The following is a 17,614-nucleotide window of genomic DNA, read 5'->3' as shown; positions in this document are numbered from 1 at the left end:
GATCCTGACATCGCTGTCAGGATCGATCAAGGGGCGACCGGAAATGCCGAATTATCCAAGGCTCGGTGCAGAGGACTCAGGCCCCCAGCTCGGGCGCAACCTTACCTATGGGATGCTCGACAGTCTGGGGCGCGCGATCGTCACCGGCCGCTATGAGAAGGAGGCCTTCCCCACCGAGGCCGAACTCGCCAAGCAGCACGGCGTCAGCCGGTCGGTGACACGCGAGGCAGTCAAGATGCTGACCGCCAAGGGGCTGCTGAGCGCCCGCCCGCGCCAGGGCACGGTAGTGCAGCCCGCGACCAACTGGAACCTGTTCGACACCGACGTGCTGCGCTGGCTGCTCGAGCGGCAATTCTCGGTCGACCTGCTCCGCCAATTCAACCAGCTCCGCGTTGCGATCGAGCCCGAGGCGGCGGCGCTCGCCGCGCGCGTCGGCACGGCCGAGGACCTCGCCCGGATCTCGCAGGGGCTGGAGCGCATGGAGGCCGCCGAGCAGGGCCTCGAGGATACGCTGGAAGCCGATATCGCCTTTCACGTCGCGATCCTGCGTGCGTCGGGCAACCCGTTCTACGCACAGTTCCGCGACGTTGTGGGCACCGCGCTGCGCACTTCGATCCGCTTCACCAACCGGCTCAAGGGCCGCACCGCCAACGTCGCCGATCACGCCGCGGTGCGAGACGCCATCGCGGCGCACGACGCCGAGGCAGCACGCACGGCGATGCGCGCGCTGATCGGCGACGTGCTCGATCTGATCGAGCAGGTCGAAGCGACACCGGCCGAGAGCTGAGGGCCTGGGCGCACGGGCGCCAGGACGGAGGTTCAACGGAGGCGAACGACCCGAGCGAGCAACGTCTCGGTGATCGAGACGAAGCGGGCGGGATCCGCAAAGGCCCGTGCGGACAGCATCGCGCCGTAGATCGCCGACATAAAGGCATCGGCCTCGTCCTCCGGCGAACCTGTCAGCACGACGCCGCCCTGGCGCACGCCCAAAGCAAGAAGCTGCGCGAGCCATCCGGACAATTCGGCGAAGTGCGCCTGGACAGCGTGGGCAAGATCGTCCGGCAAGCTCGGCAGTTCTGCAGCCAGCATCGCGGCGATGCAGAACGGCGCACTGTCGTCGGCGATGCACCGCTCCCAATATCCGGCGTAAGCGCGAAGCTGTTCGACGGCATCGGGCTCCACGTCCGCCAATAGTTCGACCTGCGCCCGAATGATCGCGCGCGATTGCTCGACAACCGCAACCGCGAGATGGCTCTTGCTCGCGAAATGGTGATGGATGCTCGCCTTCCGGATGCCGACGGCCGCAGCGATATCGGCATAGCTGAAGCCATTATAGCCCCGCGTCATGATCAGGCGCCGTCCTTCGCCGACGATCCGCTCCGCAGTCGATCCAATCATCTTTCTACCTTCCAATAGGTAGATATCTGCTTGCGCTGCATTCCGCAACAGCCTAATGCCAGCCTACCAAGTGATAGGTAGGTAGGTAGATTCGCTATGAGCTCTTATGTCGTCGAACAGAATCCGCAGGCCCCAGCGAGCAAGATGTCCAGCCCCGCCGGATTGCGGAACTATTATTTCGTCCGCGCCGGCGTGGCGGCCGCGTGGGTGGGCGCAGCCTTCACCCTCGGCAAGGCTTCGCCTTTGGCCGCAGCGGCGCTTCTGATCGCCTATCCGGCATGGGATGCGATCGCCAATCTGATCGATGTGTCGCGGAACGGCGGCGTGGCGCAGAACCGGCCACAGGCGTTCAATGTCGCGGTGAGCGGCATCACCGCGATTGCCGTCGCGGCGGTGATCGGAAGCATGAACGCCGTGCTCGGCGTTTTCGGAGCATGGGCCATTCTCGCCGGGCTTCTCCAGCTCGCCACCGGCGTGCGACGGTGGAAATCCTTTGGCGCGCAGTGGGCGATGATCCTGAGCGGGGCGCAGTCCGCCCTGGCCGGCGGCTTCTTCATCAGCCGATCACTCGGAAGCGCCGTGCCGGGCATTGCCGACGTCGCCCCTTATGCCGCTTTCGGCGCCTTCTATTTTGCAGCCTCGGCGCTTTGGCTGCTCCTGCGCCGCGGGGCATAGCGCACCCTGCGCAATGTGATTGATTTAATTGAACATCTGAAAGTTGATCAGAACGCGCGCCAAACGACGGAAATAATACCGAAATAATTCGTAAACCATGGCCGGCGTGGCTTTTTCCCCCGGAATAATATGGGGTTGCGGGCGCAGCCCCCGGTCCTCTTCTCCTATGATGATTGAGGACCGGCGCGTCGAACCCGCGAAAGCGAGGGGCGTGTTCGCGGGCACTCTGTCGAGGGCTCCGCCGGAGAAATATTACGGAGCCTATGATGTCTTTGCAGAACATCCCCATTTCACGAAAGCTCGCAGGCGCCTTTGCCCTGTTGATCGTGATCTTCGCCGGTGTCGGCACGATCGTCTTCTCCAATCTCTCTGCGGTCGCCGTCGCAGCCGACGAGAAAGAGCAGTCGCTGCGCGCGCTCGAGAAGAGCCAGAAGTTGCTGACCGACGTGCTCGAGCAGCAGAACGCCGCGCGCGGCTTTGCGATTCTCGGCAAGGATGAATTCTTCAAGACCTATCAGGAGGGCGGCGAAAAGTTCCTCAAGACGGTCGAGGAGTTCAAGGTGTACTCGACCTCGAGCGAGCAACACGCTCGTATCGACCAGCTCGTCGTCAATGTGCAGGCACTGCGCGGCAAGCTCGATCATATCATCGAACTTGCGCGCAACCCAGCGACGCACGACCAGGCGGGCGAACTCTCGGGCGTCAAGATGCTCGGCGAGATTCGTCCGCTGATCAAGAAAATCAGCGATGTTCAGGAAGAGCGCGTCGCGAAGCGGAGCGCCACCCAGGAAGCGGCGGTCGCTTCGTCCACCTGGGCGATCTGGATCGGCGGCGCATGCGCAGTGGCGCTTTCGGTATTGCTCGGCTGGCTGCTCGCGCGCGGGATCGCGGCGCCGGTCGCGCAGATGACCGTAGTGATGAAAACGCTCGCGGACGGCAACAACGCCGTTGATGTGCCGGGCACCGACCGCGGCGACGAGATCGGCGCGATGGCCAAGGCGGTGCTGGTGTTCCGCGAGCAGGCGATCGAGAAGGAAAAGGCCGATGCGGCCAAGAAGATCGCCGATGCCGAGCAGCGGCGCGTGGTCGATACGCTGGAATCGAACCTCGGCAAGCTGGCGCAGGGCGATCTGACCAGCGAGATCCACGAGGCGTTCTCGCCGGCGTATGAATCAGTGAAGGTCAACTTCAACGCCGCGGTCACCGAGCTGCGCAACCTGATCGGCACCGTGATGGAAAGCGCCGCGACGATCCGTACCGGCTCGGGCGAGATCGCCCAGGCGTCCGAGGATCTCGCGCGCCGCACCGAAGCCAATGCCGCGAGCCTCGAAGAGACTTCGGCGGCGGTCACCCAGATGGACGGCCGTCTCAAGGCGACCGCCGCGTCCGCCGGCCGTACGGTCGAACGCGCCGACGGCGCCATCGCCACGGTCTCGGGCGGGCGTTCGATCGCCGACGAGGCAGTGCAGGCGATGACCCGCGTGGCGGATTCGGCCAAGGGCATCGACAGCGTGATCGAGGGTCTCGACAAGATCGCGTTCCAGACGCGGGTTCTCGCGATGAACGCCGCGGTCGAGGCCGGCCGCGCGGGTGAAGCAGGCCGCGGCTTCGCGGTCGTCGCCGACCTCGTCAGTGCGCTCGCGATGCGCGCCGAGGAGGAGGCCGGCCGCGCCCGCGACCAGCTGACCGCCACCCAGACCGACATCGTCGCGGCGGTGGAGATGGTCCAGAAGGTCGATACCGCGCTCGCCGACATCTCGGGCGACGTGGGCGAGGTCCACAAATTGCTCGGCGAGATGGCGACGGACAACCAGGCCCAGTCGACCGCCATCACCCAGATCAGCGTCGCGATCGGGACGATGGACCAGTCGACCCAGCAGAACGCCGCGATGGTCGAGGAGACGTCCGCAGCCGCGCGTAACCTGTCGGGCGAGGTCGCCGCGCTCAGCGAGCAGGCGTCGCGGTTCAACGTCGGCAACGGCGCGCGACCGGTGACGGCGCGGACGCAGGTCCCGGCGACGCCCGCCAGAGCGGCGAAGTCGAACGGCTATGTCTCGCCGGTCAAGGCGCTCCCGGTTGCGGCGATGGCCAACGGCAACGGCGACTCGGACGATTGGGCTTCGTTCTAGGACCAATCGACATTCACCGCTGGGGAATGTGGTTGGCCCTACCCGCAACCGTCACCCCGGCCGAAGTGCCGGGGTCCACCGGGAGGCAAACGCTGCGCAAGAGGCTTGAGCGCTGCCGGTGAGGCTGAGTGGACCCCGGCACTTCGGCCGGGGTGACGGCGGGTATTGGGAATCGTGCCAAAATTCTGAATGTCGATCGGCCCTAAGGCTTTCGCCCGGAAGAAAACGGGGCGTGGCGGCATCTGCTGCGGCGCCCCATTTCATGCCAATCCTCCCGCGCCAGGGGGAGGATTGGGAGCTACTTCATCCGGATCGTTTCGATCGCACCATCTTCGCGATATTCGATCGGCTGGATCGCGACGCGGCGGCTGCCCTGATAAGGGCCGTCGCCGAACTGCCCTTCCCAGCGATGATAGGCGATGTACCATTTGCCATCCTTCGGATCTTCGAAGAAGCTGTGGTGGCCGGGTCCGCGATAGCGCTTGTCGCCGACGAGCAGCGGGCCGCCATAACGCCACGGGCCGATCGGCGAGAGCGATACGGCATAATGGAGCTGATAGGACGACGTGTCCCACTTCCCCGCCGAATACGACAGATAATAGATGCCCTTGCGCGTGTGCATGAAGGCACCCTCGGTGAAATTGGGCGGAGTATCGACTTTCACTTCACGGTCGATGCTGACCATGTCGGGCTTGAGCACCCATATGCGAAGCGTCGCGCCGGCGCTGCCGCCGGCATAGAGGTAGGGCGTCTTCGTTTTGGGATCGACGAAGACCGCGGGGTCGATCGCCTCGAAGCCCTTGCCCCCGGTGACGAGCGGCTTGCCGCTGTCGGTGCAGGGGCCGGCGGGTCCTTTGCATATCGCAACGCCGATGCGGCTGGGAGTCGGGTTCTGGGGGCCGACCGAATAATAGAAATACCAGCCGCCATTGGCGTGGACCATGTCGGGCGCCCAGAGGAAGTGGCGCGGGGCATGGTCGTCTTCGACCCAGCTGATGTCCTTGAGCCGGAGGAGCGGTTCGCCGCGGGTCCAGTCGCGCATGTCGGGCGAGGACCAGGCGGCGAGCGCCTCGCCGCCGGTCGGGTAGATCCAGTACTTCCCTTCCGCGAACTCGATATCCGGATCGGCGCCGGCGAGAACCGACTTCACTTCCTGCGCGGACGCTGCCGGCGAGAGCCCCGCCAGCAGCGCCGCGATCAGTGTGGCCGTCCTCACTTGCCCGCGGGCGGCACCACGCCGCGGGGCGACGTAGCGAGGCGCCTGATCAGGTCGACCTCCGCCTGGCGATAGGGCTTGCCGTCGGCGCGGAAGACCTCGTGGAACCAAATCGTCGGTTCGTCCCAGGTATAGGGCTTCTTCCAGCTGTCCCATGGCAGCCGCGTCTGGGTCTTGCCGTCGACGAAGCCCCAGTTGAACATCGCGATATTGTATTTCTTCGCGATCGGCAGCGAGCCGTCGAAGGTCGAGCCGTTGCCGCGCGCCATATATTCGGTGCACCAGACCGGGCGGCCATAGCTGAGCATCTGCTTCGCGCGCTCGTCGAACTTCTCGGGCCAGTTGTAATCGTGGAAGCTGAGGATGTCCGACTGGGCGATCTGGGTCTTCTCGACGGCGTCGAGCTTGGTCTGATCGTCCCAATGGTCGCCGATCCACACGCCCGAGGTGAGCGGCTGGGTCGGGTCGACCGAACGCGCCCAGGTGAAGATGCGCGGGAGCAGCCTGGCGACATATTCCTTCTTGTCCGGCGTCGGCTTGTAATTGCCGCCGCCGCCATTGTTGGGCTCGTTCCACAGGTCCCAGCCGAGGATGCGCTGATCGCCGGCGAAATGGCCGACGACGCCCTTCACGTAGCTCTCGAACTTGTCGTACTGGCTCGCATCCTTGAGGCGCGCGGCGCCGGGGGACTGGACCCAGCCCGAATTGTGCACGCCGGGGATCGGCGGGCGCTGCGGGCCGGCGACCGGATCGGGATCCCAGCAGCTGTCGAACAGCACGAAGAGCGGGCGGATCTTGTGCTTCGCGGCGATGACGAGGAATTCGTCCATGCGCCGCTTGAGGCCCTCGGGATCGTTCTCCCAGAGCAGATTGTGGAGGAACACGCGCATCGTGTTCATGCCGATCGATTCGGCCCAGGCGAGCTCCTTGTCGATCGTGGCGGGGTCCCAGGTCTCGGCCTGCCACATCTCGAGCTGGTTGATCGCCGACGCGGGCGTGTAGTTGGCGCCGACGAGCCAGGGCTGTTTGGCGTGGAAGCCATTGGCCTGCGCCTTGGTCCACTGGTCGCGCGCGCTGGCCGGCGCCGCGCTTGCGACGAGGGCAAGCGCAGTCACCGAGAGAAAGAAGGTACGTCGGATCATCTGGCCTCTCCCGGAGATCAGCGACGCGCGGCGGCCGCGCCGCTGCTGAACTTATAGGTCATGACGTTGCGATAGGTTTGGCCGGGCTGGAGGCGCGCCTCGGGGAAGCCCGTCTGGTTGATCGCATCGGGGAAGATCTGCGGCTCCATCACGATCGCATCGCCACCGCGATAGATCTTCTTCGCCTTGCCCGAGAAGGTGCCGTTGAGGAAATTGCCCGAATAGAATTGCAGCCCCGGCTGGTTCGACCAGAGCTCGAAGCTGCGTCCCGAGACCGGATCGGAGACGCGCGACATCAGATGCTGGGTCGTCGTCACCTTGCGGCCGATCACCCAATTGTGATCATAGCCGCGGCCATAGACCATCTGCTTGTCGCTGGCGTCGCGGACCCGATCGTTGATCACCCGGGGCTTGCGGAAGTCGAACACGGTGCCGGCGACCGGGCGGAACGCGCCGGTGGGGATCAGCGTCTCGTTGACCGGCGTGATCGAATCCGCCGGGATCGTGACGATGTGCCCCATCGCGCCGTTCGAGGAGCCTTCGCCCGAGAGATTCCAGTAAGCGTGGTTGGAAATGTTGACGATCGTCTCCTTGTCGGTCGTCGCGGTGTATTCGATCGTCAGGTTGTTGGCCTCGTCGAGCGAATAGGTGGCGTCGACCGTCATCGTGCCGGGATAGCCCTGATCGCCGTCGGGGCTGACGTAGCGCAGCGTGACCGACGCAGTCGGGCCGTTCTTCACCGAGACGACATCCCACAGCACCTTGTCGAAGCCGGCCGAGCCGCCGTGGAGCGAATTGGTGCCGTCGTTGAGCGGGGTTTGATACTGGCGGCCGTTCAGCGTGAAGCGCCCGGCGTTGATCCGGTTGGCGAAGCGGCCGACGGTGGCGCCGATGAAGTTCGGATGTGCCAGATAATCGCCGATATTGTCATGGCCCAGCGCGATATCGGCCTTCTTGCCGGCGCGATCGGGCATCACCAGCGACTGGATCGACGCGCCGTAAGCGATGATGTTCGCCGAGACGCCGCGATTGTTGGTGAGCAGCACCGAATCGACCGTGCGGCCGTCGGGCAGCTTGCCGAAGGTGCCGCGCTTCGCAGTGGCGGCGTCGGCGGCGGGTGCGGCGATTGCCATGGTGGCCATCAGTCCCAGAGCAGCGATCGTCTTCATTTTCTCTCCCTCCATTTTGTTCTTGTCGGTCCGGATCAGTGGCTGTCGCGCGGAACGCCCTTGGTTTGGGCGATGCGCTGGTATTTGACCGCGTTTTCGAGCACCGCGCCAGTATCGAATTGTCCGACCAGATCTCGGTGGATCTCCTGCCACGGAGTCTGGCTCTCGGGAACGTAATCCACCTCCAGCGCAGCGTGGCGGCGCGCGATCTCGGCGGGATCGACGAGCATGTCGGCGGTGCGATTCTTGAGGTCGATGCGGATGCGATCGCCGGTCTGGACCAAAGCGAGACCGCCGCCGACCGCCGCTTCGGGTGCCGCATTGAGGATCGAGGGCGACCCGCTGGTGCCCGACTGACGGCCGTCGCCGAGGCACGGCAGCGCGTGGACACCCGCCTGGATCAAAGCGGTGGGCGGACGCATGTTCACGACCTCCGCGCCACCCGGATAGCCGACCGGGCCGGCGCCGCGCATGATCAGGATCGAGTTGGTGTCGATGCCGACCGCGGGATCGTCGATGCGATGGTGATAGTCCTCGGGGCCATCGAACACGACGGCAACACCTTCGAACGCCTCGGGATCGTCGGGATTGCTCAGATAGCGGCTGCGAAATTCGTCGGAGATCACGCTCAATTTCATCACTGCATTGTCGAACAGATTGCCCGACAGCACGGTGAGCCCCGCGGCGCGCTTCATCGGCGCATCGAGCGGGAAGATGACGTCGAGGTCCTCGCTCTCGGACGTGCTCACATTGTCGGCGACAGACTTGCCGTTGACGGTGAGTGCGCTGCCGTCGATCAGTCCCGCGCGCAGCAGCTGGCCCATCACCGCGGGCACGCCGCCGGCGCGGTAGAAATCCTCGCCGAGATATTTGCCGGCCGGCTGGAGATTGACGACGAGGGGCACGTCCGCGCCATGCTCTTCCCAGTCGGCGAGGCTCAGTTCGACGCCGATGTGGCGGGCGATCGCGTTGAGATGGATAGGCGCGTTGGTCGACCCGCCGATCGCCGAATTGACCCGGATCGCGTTCATGAAGGCGGTGCGGGTCAGCACATCCGATGGTTTTCGATCGGCATGGACCATCTCGACGATCTGCAGCCCGGTGCGATAGGCATTTTCCTGCCGGTCACGATAGGGTGCGGGGATCGCGGCCGAGCCGGGCAGCGACATGCCGAGCGCCTCGCACAAGGAATTCATCGTCGTCGCAGTGCCCATCGTGTTGCACCAGCCGGTCGAGGGTGCCGAGGAGGCGACGAGCTTGATGAAGCCCTGATAGTCGATCTCGCCGGCCGCGAGCATTTCGCGTGCCTTCCAGACGATCGTGCCCGATCCGGTGCGCTCGCCCTTGAACCAGCCATTGAGCATCGGCCCGACCGACAGCGCGATCGACGGGATGTTCACAGTGGCGGCCGCCATCAGGCAGGCGGGCGTGGTCTTGTCGCAGCCGATCGTCAGGACGACGCCATCCATCGGATAGCCGTAGATCGATTCGACGAGGCTCAAATACTGGAGGTTGCGATCGAGCCCCGCGGTAGGGCGCTTGCCAGTCTCCTGGATCGGATGAGTGCCGAATTCGAGCGCGATGCCGCCGGCGTCGCGAATCCCCTCACGCACGCGCTTGGCGAGCTCGAGATGGTGGCGGTTGCACGGCGCGAGATCGCTGCCGGTCTGGGCGATGCCGATGATCGGCTTGCCCGACTGGATCTCCTCAAGGCTGATACCGAAATTGAGGTAGCGCTCGACATAGAGCGCCGTCATGTCCGGATTGGCGGGGTTGTCGAACCAGGCACGCGACCTCAGGGGCGGACGCCCGCCGTTCGAACCGTTTTCCGCGTCGTTCATTCACCTCTCCGGTGGGTAGTTTGTCTTTACACAAGCGCCGCTATTTGTTCGCCCCGGCGGCGGCGTGCGGGCTTGATACCGGCACTATGTGGCAATAGGAAGCATATATATCTTATAAAAGGAAATAACGAGGATGGCGGAGATCGGGACGCGGGCAATTCGACTGGGACTGGTGGGGATCGGCAAGATCGCCCGCGACCAGCATCTTCCCGCCCTCGCGGCCGACGGCCGATTCGAGCTGACGGCGACCGCCAGCCGGCATGCGACGCTCGAAGGCGTTCCCGGTTATCGCGACATCAGCACGATGATCGCGAGCGGACATGATCTCGACGCGGTTTCGCTCTGCACCCCGCCGGACGGACGTTACGAACAGGCGCTGGCCGCGATCGACGCGGGGCTGCATGTGATGCTCGAAAAACCGCCCGCCACCACGCTGACCGAGATCGCCTCGCTCGCCGATCACGCCAAAGCCAAGGGGGTCGTGCTCTACACGACCTGGCATTCGCGCGAGGCGGCAGGCGTAGAGCCGGCCAAGGCCTGGCTGCTGGGCAAGCGCATCCTTGCGGTGCGCATCACCTGGAAGGAGGACATTCGCCGCTGGCACCCGGGACAGGAGTGGATCCTGGCGGCGGGCGGCTTCGGCGTGTTCGATCCGGGCATCAACGCACTATCGATCGCGACGAAAATCCTTCCCGAGCCGATGCTGCTCGACAAGGGGTGGATGGAAGTGCCCGAAGGGCGCGCCTCCCCGCTCGCCGCGCGGCTCGAGATGCGCAGCGGCAATGCGCGTGTCGATGTGGTGTTCGACTTCCTCCAGACCGGACCGCAAACCTGGGACATCGAGATCGACACCGATGCCGGCACGCTGCGGCTCGGCATGGGCGGCAGCATCCTGCAGCTGCCCGGCGAAGAAGAGCAGAAAGCGCCCGATCGCGAATATCCGAGGCTCTACGCGCGCTTTGCCGAGCTGGTCGCGGCGGGCGAAAGCGATGTCGATGTGCGCCCGCTCCAGATCGTCGCCGATGCCTTCATGATGGCGGACCGGCGGACCACCGCGCCGTTCGTGTTCTAACCGACTCCCACCAAATCGGCGCCGATCGGCGCATATCCGACGATCCGGGAATAAGGAGGGCATGCGTCCCATAGTGTGGCCTGAACGCCACGCTCGGCCATTATTTGCGCGCACCGTCTTATTGATATGATAAATCACTTGTCCCTCGCTGTAACCGATTGCATAGCCGATCGACAGAGAGAGGCTCGCCAAGGGCCCTCGCCATTCGCCAGGGAGGTATGCGATGCGCCTGAAATCAGTGATCCTTGCTTCAACATCGTTGTTGATCGCCGCGGGGAGCACACCCGCTCTCGCACAGACCGATTCGGCCAATGCCGCGCAGGACGCGCCCCTTGCCGCCGCCGATGCGGCTACGCAGGAAGAAGACACGATCGTGGTCACCGGCCTGCGCCGCAGCCTCGAGACCTCGCAGCGGATCAAGCGCGAATCCGAAGGCATCGTCGATGCGATCGTCGCCGAGGATATCGGCAAGCTACCCGATACCTTCGCCTCCTCCGCGCTGCAGCGCGTTGCCGGCGTGGCGGTTACCCGGGGCGGCGGGGAGTCGGCGGGCGTCACGGTGCGTGGTCTGCCGGACCTGACCACCACCTATAACGGCCGCGAGATCTTCACCGCCGAGGGTCGCTACGTCCAGATCCAGGACTTCCCCGCCGGCACCGTCGCGGCGCTGGAAGTGTACAAATCGGGCCTCGCCAACCAGATCGAAGGCGGCATCGCCGGCGCGGTCAATGTGCGCGGACGCAAGCCATTCGACTTCAACGGCTTCGAGCTTTCTGGCTCGCTCAACTATGTGCATTCGGAGCAGGCGCAGAAGGAAGCGCCGAACGGCAATTTGCTGATCAGCGATCGCTGGAACACCGGCATCGGCGAAATGGGCCTGCTGGTGAACGCCTCTTATGTCGGCATCGAGTTCCTCGATTCGACCCGCGAGCAGTCGCTGGTGATCGGCACCACCGACGCGGTCAACGCGCCCGGCAATGCCGGCCTCCGCTTCCCCGACGCGCAGGGCAATTTCCAGGGCTACGGCAAGCGCTGGCGCCCCTCGGCTAACGCCGCGTTCCAGTGGAAGCCCAGCCCCGAGCTCGAAATCTACGCCGACGGCCTTTTCCAGGGATTCCGTTCGAAAGATTACAACCGCTGGATGTTCATCCCGATCTTCGGCGGCCTGACCTTCTCCAACGTGACGACGATCCCGGGCACCAACCAAATGGCGAGCGCGACCGTCACCGGCGCGGTGAACCCCGATGGCTGGACCGGTTCGTTCAACGGAAAGACCGACACCTATCAGGCGGGCGGCGGCCTGATCTGGACGAAGGATCGGCTTCGGATCTCGGCCGATGTGGCCTATACCGACAGTCAGTTCACCGCGGACAACGTCAACGTCGACTATTCGACCATCGGCTCATCGATCCGCAACGTCCAGTTCGAGGCCGCGCATGACGGCGGGCCGACACAGACCTTCGTCAACTACGACATCACCAATCCTGCCAATTTCACCACCCGCGGCCTCTGGCAGGAACTGACCGTGGTAAGCGGCAAGGACTGGCAGGCGCGCACCGACCTGTCGTACGATCTCGACATGGGCTTCCTCAAGCGGCTGGACGCCGGCGTGCGCTACGCCGACCGCAAGGCTGGCCGCGACTACGGCAACTGGTACGCCAATGGCCAGGGGATCGGCGTTCCGCTGACGTCGCTGCCGGGCGCGGAGGTCAAGACCAGCCTGCCGGGCTTCACTTATAATCGGGTCCAGCCCAACGTCTTTTATGCCGCACTCACTCGCGACAGCATCCGCAACAACCTGCCAGCACTGCGAACCTTCTTCGGCGCGCCCGCAGGCGTGCCCGCCTTCTTCCCCACAGACAATTTCCGGGCCGACGAAAAGTCCTATGCCGCCTATGCGCAGCTCAAATACGGCTTCGATTTGGGCGGCATGGTCGTCGACGGCGTCGTCGGCCTGCGCGCCGTCAAGACCAAGCTGAAAATCGACGGCTTCTCGCGCGTCGATGATCCCAGCGGCATCACCTACCCGGCGGTAAGTGCGGAGAGCGAATATACCGATTACCTGCCCAACGTCAGCGCGCGCATCGGCCTCACCGACAAGCTGCAGATGCGCCTCGCTTATACCCAGACACGGACCCGGCCCAATTTCTTCGATCTTCGCCCGAACACATCGCTGGGCCGGCCGGTAGATCCTAGCACCTTCCCGGTTGGCGATCCCTGCCGGAATCCCGCCAATGCGACTACGCCGGAATGCGAAGACCGGCTGCGCCGCGGCGGCTCGGCGGGCAATCCCAACTTGCGGCCGCTCACCTCGGACAATTACGACGTCAGCCTCGAATATTATTTCTCGCGCACGGGCTCATTCACGGCGGCGATCTTCCGCCACGATGCGCAGGGGTTCGTGCAGGGCGCACCGGACCGCAGCGTGGACGGATTGCGCATCGATCGCCCGTTCAATCTGGGGAATACGCGGCTGCAGGGCGCCGAAGTGACCTTTACCAGTTTCCTCGACATCGATGGTTTGCCCGAGTGGATGAAGGGCTTCGGCCTCCAGGCGAACGGCACCTATATCGATGCCAAGGGCGATTTGCTCCCCGATCAGGCGGCGACGTTCAACAACGAGCAGCAGCCTTTTCGCGGTGTGTCGAAGTGGGCGTACAATCTCGTTGCGCTGTATGAGAAGCCGCAATTCTCGGCGCGTCTGGCCTATAATTACCGGTCGGAGTTCGTGACCTTCGATCCGGCCTATACCTTCCAGCCGCTCGATCCGATCGCGCACCCGGTTGTCGAGAAGGGCCGCGGCCAGCTCGACTTCTCGACCTCGGTCACGCCGGTGCCGAACATCACGCTGGCATTCGACATCGTGAACATGCTCGGCAATCCGCTGCAACGCTATCGCGACTACAACACTGGCGACAGCTTCACGCGGCAAATCCTGTATCTCGAACGCAGCTACTCGCTGGGCGTGCGCTTCCGCTTCTGACGAGGCTGCTCATGACATGAAGAAGGCCGGGGGACGTAAGTCCTCCGGCTTTCTTCTTTTCCGGTGCGGCTTTGCTATGACCTCCGGACGGAAGGGAAGAAAATATCGATGTCGCTGCGCACCGTATTGCTTCTGTTGGCCGTAGCCGGAGGTGCGCTGCCAGGCGCTGCTTCAGCCCAGGACTCAGCCGAAGCCAGCCCGCGCGCGTTCAACTTCATCGTCCGCAATCCGCCGCGGACCACCCTCGCCTTCGTGATCCCGGAGTGCCTGACGCGCCGGTGCCGGCGCGACGGCAAGGGGGGGACGATGTTCTGGAGCCACCGCAATGGCCGGGTCGTCGCGGGACTGGCGTCGGCGATCCCGAAGGCGCCCAGAAGCGAGCCCGGGCGCAAGAAGCTCGAGGCGATCGACCGGGTATGGGCTGGGCATGACGTGCCCTTTGCGCTCGTGGTGACCGCGGACCGCATCTATGTCGGCTATTACGATGCCGCGCGGCAGCTGAGCGTCGCCAGCCGCCCGCGCGGGTCTTCGTGGTGGACATACACGAAGCTGCCGAGCTGGGTCGGCTGGGACAGCCATAACCGCATCGCGATGGCGGTGGACGCGGCCGGACAGCTTCATGTCGCGGCGAACATGCATAATGATCCGCTGGTATATTTCCGCACGACCGCCGGCGACGTGCGGACGCTCGCGCGCGTGCCGGTGATGGCCGATGCCGCGGCCGAGCGGAGCATGACCTACCCGATGTTCCTGAAGGACGCGGGCGGGCGATTGATCTTCAGCTATCGCGACGGCGGCAGCGGCCGGGGTCGAGAGATCTACAACGTGCTGGACGGCGGCGGCTGGAAGCGGCTGCTCGACGCGCCGCTCGCCGATGGCGAAGGCAAAAGCAGCGCCTATTTCGTCGGACCGGTGCCGGGCCCCGATGGCTGGTTTCATTTGAGCTGGGTGTGGCGCGATACGCCCGATGCGGCGACCAATCACGACCTGTCCTATGCGCGAAGCCGCGATCTGGTGCGCTGGGAACGATCCGACGGGACGGCGCTGCCCTTACCGATCCGGCTGGGTGACGCCGAAGTCGTGGATCCGGTGCCGGTGCGCGAAGGGATGATCAACAACAACACGGTTCCCGGGTTCGATGCCGCAGGGCGCGTGGTGATCGCATTCCACAAGTTCGATGCGGCGGGGAACACGCAGATGTTCGTGGCGCGGCGCGAGGCGAAGGCGTGGCGCGTCGTGCAGGCGAGCGACTGGAAGGGGTTTCGCTGGGAGTTCGGCGGAATGGGGTCGCTCGATTTCCGCCTGCGGGTCGGGACCCCGGTGACGGAGGGGAAGGCGCTGCGGATACCGGTAGTGCGCGACGGGAAGCCGACCGATCTCTTGCTCGATGGCGAGACACTGGCGCGAATTGGCGAGCGGCCAGGCGTGATGCTAGCAGATCGGCTGGCGGCACGGATCGCGGTGCCGACGGGAATGCAGCTCAATACCGTCGAAGACGCGTCGGGCTTTGCCATCGCATGGGCATCCCTGCCGCCGAACCGCGATTTGCCCCGCGAGGAAGTGCCGGAGGCGCAGGTGTTGCGGCTGGTGCTGCCGGACTAGGCATCCAAGAATCCGTTCGCCGTGAGCACGAACGGAGATGGGTCTGTCCGTTCCTCGCGTTCCCTCAGCACTCCACCTTACGTTCGGTCGGCGTATGGGGCTGGATGCACGGATGGGTGGGATAGGCTTCGAGATCGAGCTCGGTCGCCTCACGAACGACCTCCACCCGATCGCCGGCATCCTTCATCTCGTAAAGCTTGCCCAGCGCGAAGGTGAACGGCCGGTGGAGCACCATCATCAGACGCCCGTCGAACGCACGGAAGAGCATGCCGTGGCCACTATCGCGGCGGACCAGCGGATCGAGCTGCTCCCATGGGCCTTCGAGCCTGCCCGATCTGGAGCGGGCGATTCCCTGAACATAGCCGCGCTCGCCATAACTCGACCAGAGCATCATCAAAGTACCGGCGCGCGTGCGATAGAATTCGGGGCCGTCGGTAACCCACACGGTGTCGCCATCGGACTGTGGCTGGCCCTTGGCCCAGGGCGCCTCGTTGGCGCGGAACAGGACCTCCGGCGGGCCGGCGGCGGCAAGGCCGTCGTCGAGCGGGATCGCCTCGATGGTGCCGATCGTGGTCTGCAGCCATTCATGCGCATAAACGAGCCACGGTTTGCCCGCGGCATCGACATGGAGCGTGCCGTCGAGCGTCATCAACTCCCTGGGGGCGATCGGCTCGCCGTTCCGGACGACGCGATACGGCCCGTCGACCCGGTCGGCGACAGCGAGGATCGTGCCGCGGCGATAGGGTTTGCGATTACCCGTCGGCGGCAGTGTCGCGTCTTCGTCGTGGAAGGTGGTGAAGAGGTACCATTTGCCCTTCCACGCATGCACCTCGGGCGCCCAGGCACCGCCCTTGGCCCAGGTCCCCTCGGGCAACGCGAAGGCGACCTGCGGCCGAGTCCAGTGCTTCAGGTCCTTGCTGGAATAGACCATCGTCCCGAGCCGGCGGTCGCCGGTCATTGCCGCTTCGTTGCGCGTGAACAGATAATAGGTTTTCGATGCCTTGTCGGCGACGATGAAGGGATCGTGGAGCTGCATTTGCGGGAGCAGCAACGGGGCTTCGGCCGGGACGGGCTGTGCAATAGCCGGCGACGCGACGGCAAGCGCGACAGCCCATAGCAGGTACCGGATCATTACGCCGCGCTCTCCCGCTCCGCCGCGATCTCTTCGAGCGACCTGCCTTCGTTGCGCGGCGCCCAGATCAGCCCGATCACCCCCGAGGCGACGAGGAAACCGGTGAGGATCCACGCGAGCGTGGTGAAATCATGTGCCGCGAGCGTCGGCACCGCGAGACTCCAGATGCCGAGGCCGATGCGGACGATCGCGAAGGTGGCGCCCTGCGCGGTCGAGCGGATCGCGGTGGGGAAGAGTTCGGCCGACCAGAGTTGGAAGAAGCTCTGCGCGCCGAAGCCCCCGGCGATCCCCATGATCACGACATGCAGAATGACGATCTCGAACTTGAACCCGAAGATTGCGAGCAGCGCCATGCCGACCACGTGCATCGCCGCCGAGATGCCGAACAACAGACGCTGGTTCACCTTGTCCGACAGGGTCATGAAGATGGTGAGGATCGAGATCATGCCGATCAGAAAATAGCTCGCCGGGAGCATCGTCGCGGTCCAAGCCGGCAGGTTGTTCTGCGCGATCAGATACGGCGTGAAGAAGCCGTTATATCCCGCCCACAGGTTCCAGAAGCCGTACATCGAGGCGAGGAACAGCATCGAGCCGAGATAAGCGGGCTTGAACAATTCGCGCCAGTTCCGGCTTAGCGCCTGCCCGGCAGTGGCGGCTTGCGTTTCTTCCCAGCGCTGCGATTCGCGCATCCGCGATCGCAGGAAAGTGAGCGCGATCGCCAGCACCGCGAGGTGGGCGAACAGCCAGCGTATGCCGGTGATCCCCCAGGGCTGGAGGAAATACGCCGCGACCAGCACCGCGACGGGCCCGAGATACCAGAGCATCTGCGCCACGCCCGAATGCGCGCCGCGCCTGTCGTCCGGCGCCTGCTCGGCGATCAGCGACCACGAGGCAGGGATGTCCGCGCCCACGGCGAGGCCGACCAGCACGAAGCCCAACACGATCATCCACGCCGCCGAGGCAAAGATGAGAAAGAGCATGCCGAACGCGTAGAACAGCATGTCGTACTGGTAGATCTTCTTGCGGCCGAACTTGTCGCACAGGATGCCGCCGATCAGCGCGCCGACGCCCGCCGATATGGCGTTGGCGCTGAATGCCCCGATCAGGCCGATGAAACTGTCGGAAAGGCCATAGATCTCCTTCCACAGCGCCAGCGCCACCGAACCGGCGACGATCGATCCCGCGTCGATGTAATTGGCGAGCCCCGCGAGGATCGTGTTGCGCCACTTGTGGTCCCGGGTGTCGCTCACTTCCG

General features: G+C 64.7%; 13 protein-coding genes. 6 read left to right on the top strand and 7 right to left on the bottom strand.

Translation table 11 applies throughout. The features are described 5' to 3' along the window. The first annotated feature begins 43 nt into the window (after nucleotides 1-43). Nucleotides 44-787, top strand: a complete 744-nt coding sequence (locus BR78_RS0119170) for a FadR/GntR family transcriptional regulator (protein WP_025560276.1) — start codon at nucleotides 44-46, stop codon at nucleotides 785-787. A 32-nt stretch (nucleotides 788-819) separates the two neighbouring features. Here BR78_RS0119170 and BR78_RS0119165 read toward each other — a convergent pair whose 3' ends face one another. Continuing rightward, complete coding sequence (locus BR78_RS0119165; RefSeq protein ID WP_029724776.1) at nucleotides 820-1,398, bottom strand: TetR/AcrR family transcriptional regulator; 579 nt, start codon at nucleotides 1,396-1,398, stop codon at nucleotides 820-822. Between the two features lie 96 nt (nucleotides 1,399-1,494). Here BR78_RS0119165 and BR78_RS0119160 point away from each other — a divergent pair, with 96 nt between their 5' ends. Both BR78_RS0119160 and BR78_RS0119155 read left to right on the top strand, forming a co-directional pair. Then, entirely contained in the window at nucleotides 1,495-2,073 is a 579-nt protein-coding gene (locus BR78_RS0119160; protein ID WP_025560273.1) for a hypothetical protein, read from the top strand. Between the two features lie 266 nt (nucleotides 2,074-2,339). Next, on the top strand, nucleotides 2,340-4,202 hold the full coding sequence (locus tag BR78_RS0119155) for a methyl-accepting chemotaxis protein (RefSeq protein WP_443027687.1): 1,863 nt from the start codon (nucleotides 2,340-2,342) through the stop codon (nucleotides 4,200-4,202). A gap of 298 nt (nucleotides 4,203-4,500) precedes the next feature. Here BR78_RS0119155 and BR78_RS0119150 read toward each other — a convergent pair whose 3' ends face one another. From BR78_RS0119150 to BR78_RS0119135, 4 genes are read right to left on the bottom strand one after another with little or no spacing between them, the layout of a single operon-like run. After that, nucleotides 4,501-5,418, bottom strand: coding sequence for a family 43 glycosylhydrolase (locus BR78_RS0119150; protein WP_025560271.1), 918 nt, complete (start codon nucleotides 5,416-5,418; stop codon nucleotides 4,501-4,503). Beyond that, on the bottom strand, nucleotides 5,415-6,560 hold the full coding sequence (locus BR78_RS0119145; RefSeq protein WP_025560270.1) for a cellulase family glycosylhydrolase: 1,146 nt from the start codon (nucleotides 6,558-6,560) through the stop codon (nucleotides 5,415-5,417). The genes BR78_RS0119150 and BR78_RS0119145 overlap by 4 nt, the downstream gene beginning before the upstream one ends. A gap of 17 nt (nucleotides 6,561-6,577) precedes the next feature. Beyond that, nucleotides 6,578-7,729 (bottom strand): aldose epimerase family protein, encoded by a 1,152-nt coding sequence (locus BR78_RS0119140; protein WP_029937408.1) that lies wholly within the window; start codon nucleotides 7,727-7,729, stop codon nucleotides 6,578-6,580. Between the two features lie 35 nt (nucleotides 7,730-7,764). Continuing rightward, the gene (locus tag BR78_RS0119135; protein ID WP_025560268.1) at nucleotides 7,765-9,570 is read right to left on the bottom strand and encodes an IlvD/Edd family dehydratase; all 1,806 of its coding nucleotides are present in this window, start codon (nucleotides 9,568-9,570) and stop codon (nucleotides 7,765-7,767) included. A gap of 133 nt (nucleotides 9,571-9,703) precedes the next feature. Here BR78_RS0119135 and BR78_RS0119130 point away from each other — a divergent pair, with 133 nt between their 5' ends. The 3 genes from BR78_RS0119130 (at nucleotide 9,704) to BR78_RS0119120 (ending at nucleotide 15,227) form a co-directional block, all read left to right on the top strand. Continuing rightward, a complete protein-coding gene (locus tag BR78_RS0119130) occupies nucleotides 9,704-10,642 on the top strand; it encodes a Gfo/Idh/MocA family protein (protein ID WP_025560267.1) in 939 nt (312 codons plus the stop codon). Between the two features lie 223 nt (nucleotides 10,643-10,865). Beyond that, complete coding sequence (locus BR78_RS0119125; RefSeq protein ID WP_025560266.1) at nucleotides 10,866-13,625, top strand: TonB-dependent receptor; 2,760 nt, start codon at nucleotides 10,866-10,868, stop codon at nucleotides 13,623-13,625. Between the two features lie 108 nt (nucleotides 13,626-13,733). After that, nucleotides 13,734-15,227, top strand: coding sequence for a BNR repeat-containing protein (locus BR78_RS0119120; RefSeq protein ID WP_025560265.1), 1,494 nt, complete (start codon nucleotides 13,734-13,736; stop codon nucleotides 15,225-15,227). Between the two features lie 64 nt (nucleotides 15,228-15,291). Here the strand turns inward: BR78_RS0119120 and BR78_RS0119115 are convergent, their stop codons facing one another. Together BR78_RS0119115 and BR78_RS0119110 are read right to left on the bottom strand one after the other, a co-directional pair. Beyond that, the gene (locus BR78_RS0119115; RefSeq protein WP_231478325.1) at nucleotides 15,292-16,359 is read right to left on the bottom strand and encodes a glycoside hydrolase family 43 protein; all 1,068 of its coding nucleotides are present in this window, start codon (nucleotides 16,357-16,359) and stop codon (nucleotides 15,292-15,294) included. Beyond that, nucleotides 16,359-17,609 (bottom strand): MFS transporter, encoded by a 1,251-nt coding sequence (locus BR78_RS0119110; RefSeq protein ID WP_025560263.1) that lies wholly within the window; start codon nucleotides 17,607-17,609, stop codon nucleotides 16,359-16,361. Before BR78_RS0119110 ends, BR78_RS0119115 begins: the two co-directional genes overlap by 1 nt. Between the last annotated feature and the right edge of the window lie 5 nt (nucleotides 17,610-17,614).

This window comes from Sphingomonas sp. UNC305MFCol5.2 (genome assembly GCF_000712135.1).
Taxonomy (GTDB): Bacteria; Pseudomonadota; Alphaproteobacteria; order Sphingomonadales; family Sphingomonadaceae; genus Sphingomonas.
This window is presented reverse-complemented; position numbering and strand designations above follow the sequence as displayed.

Excerpts from the sequence above, each read along its gene's own strand:
- BR78_RS0119170 (WP_025560276.1), top strand. The coding sequence starts at position 44 with ATGCCGAATTATCCAAGGCTCGGTGCAGAGGACTCAGGCCCCCAGCTC.
- BR78_RS0119165 (WP_029724776.1), bottom strand. The coding sequence starts at position 1,398 with ATGATTGGATCGACTGCGGAGCGGATCGTCGGCGAAGGACGGCGCCTG.
- BR78_RS0119160 (WP_025560273.1), top strand. The coding sequence starts at position 1,495 with ATGAGCTCTTATGTCGTCGAACAGAATCCGCAGGCCCCAGCGAGCAAG.
- BR78_RS0119155 (WP_443027687.1), top strand. The coding sequence starts at position 2,340 with ATGTCTTTGCAGAACATCCCCATTTCACGAAAGCTCGCAGGCGCCTTT.
- BR78_RS0119145 (WP_025560270.1), bottom strand. The coding sequence starts at position 6,560 with ATGATCCGACGTACCTTCTTTCTCTCGGTGACTGCGCTTGCCCTCGTC.
- BR78_RS0119140 (WP_029937408.1), bottom strand. The coding sequence starts at position 7,729 with ATGAAGACGATCGCTGCTCTGGGACTGATGGCCACCATGGCAATCGCC.
- BR78_RS0119135 (WP_025560268.1), bottom strand. The coding sequence starts at position 9,570 with ATGAACGACGCGGAAAACGGTTCGAACGGCGGGCGTCCGCCCCTGAGG.
- BR78_RS0119130 (WP_025560267.1), top strand. The coding sequence starts at position 9,704 with ATGGCGGAGATCGGGACGCGGGCAATTCGACTGGGACTGGTGGGGATC.
- BR78_RS0119125 (WP_025560266.1), top strand. The coding sequence starts at position 10,866 with ATGCGCCTGAAATCAGTGATCCTTGCTTCAACATCGTTGTTGATCGCC.
- BR78_RS0119120 (WP_025560265.1), top strand. The coding sequence starts at position 13,734 with ATGTCGCTGCGCACCGTATTGCTTCTGTTGGCCGTAGCCGGAGGTGCG.
- BR78_RS0119115 (WP_231478325.1), bottom strand. The coding sequence starts at position 16,359 with ATGATCCGGTACCTGCTATGGGCTGTCGCGCTTGCCGTCGCGTCGCCG.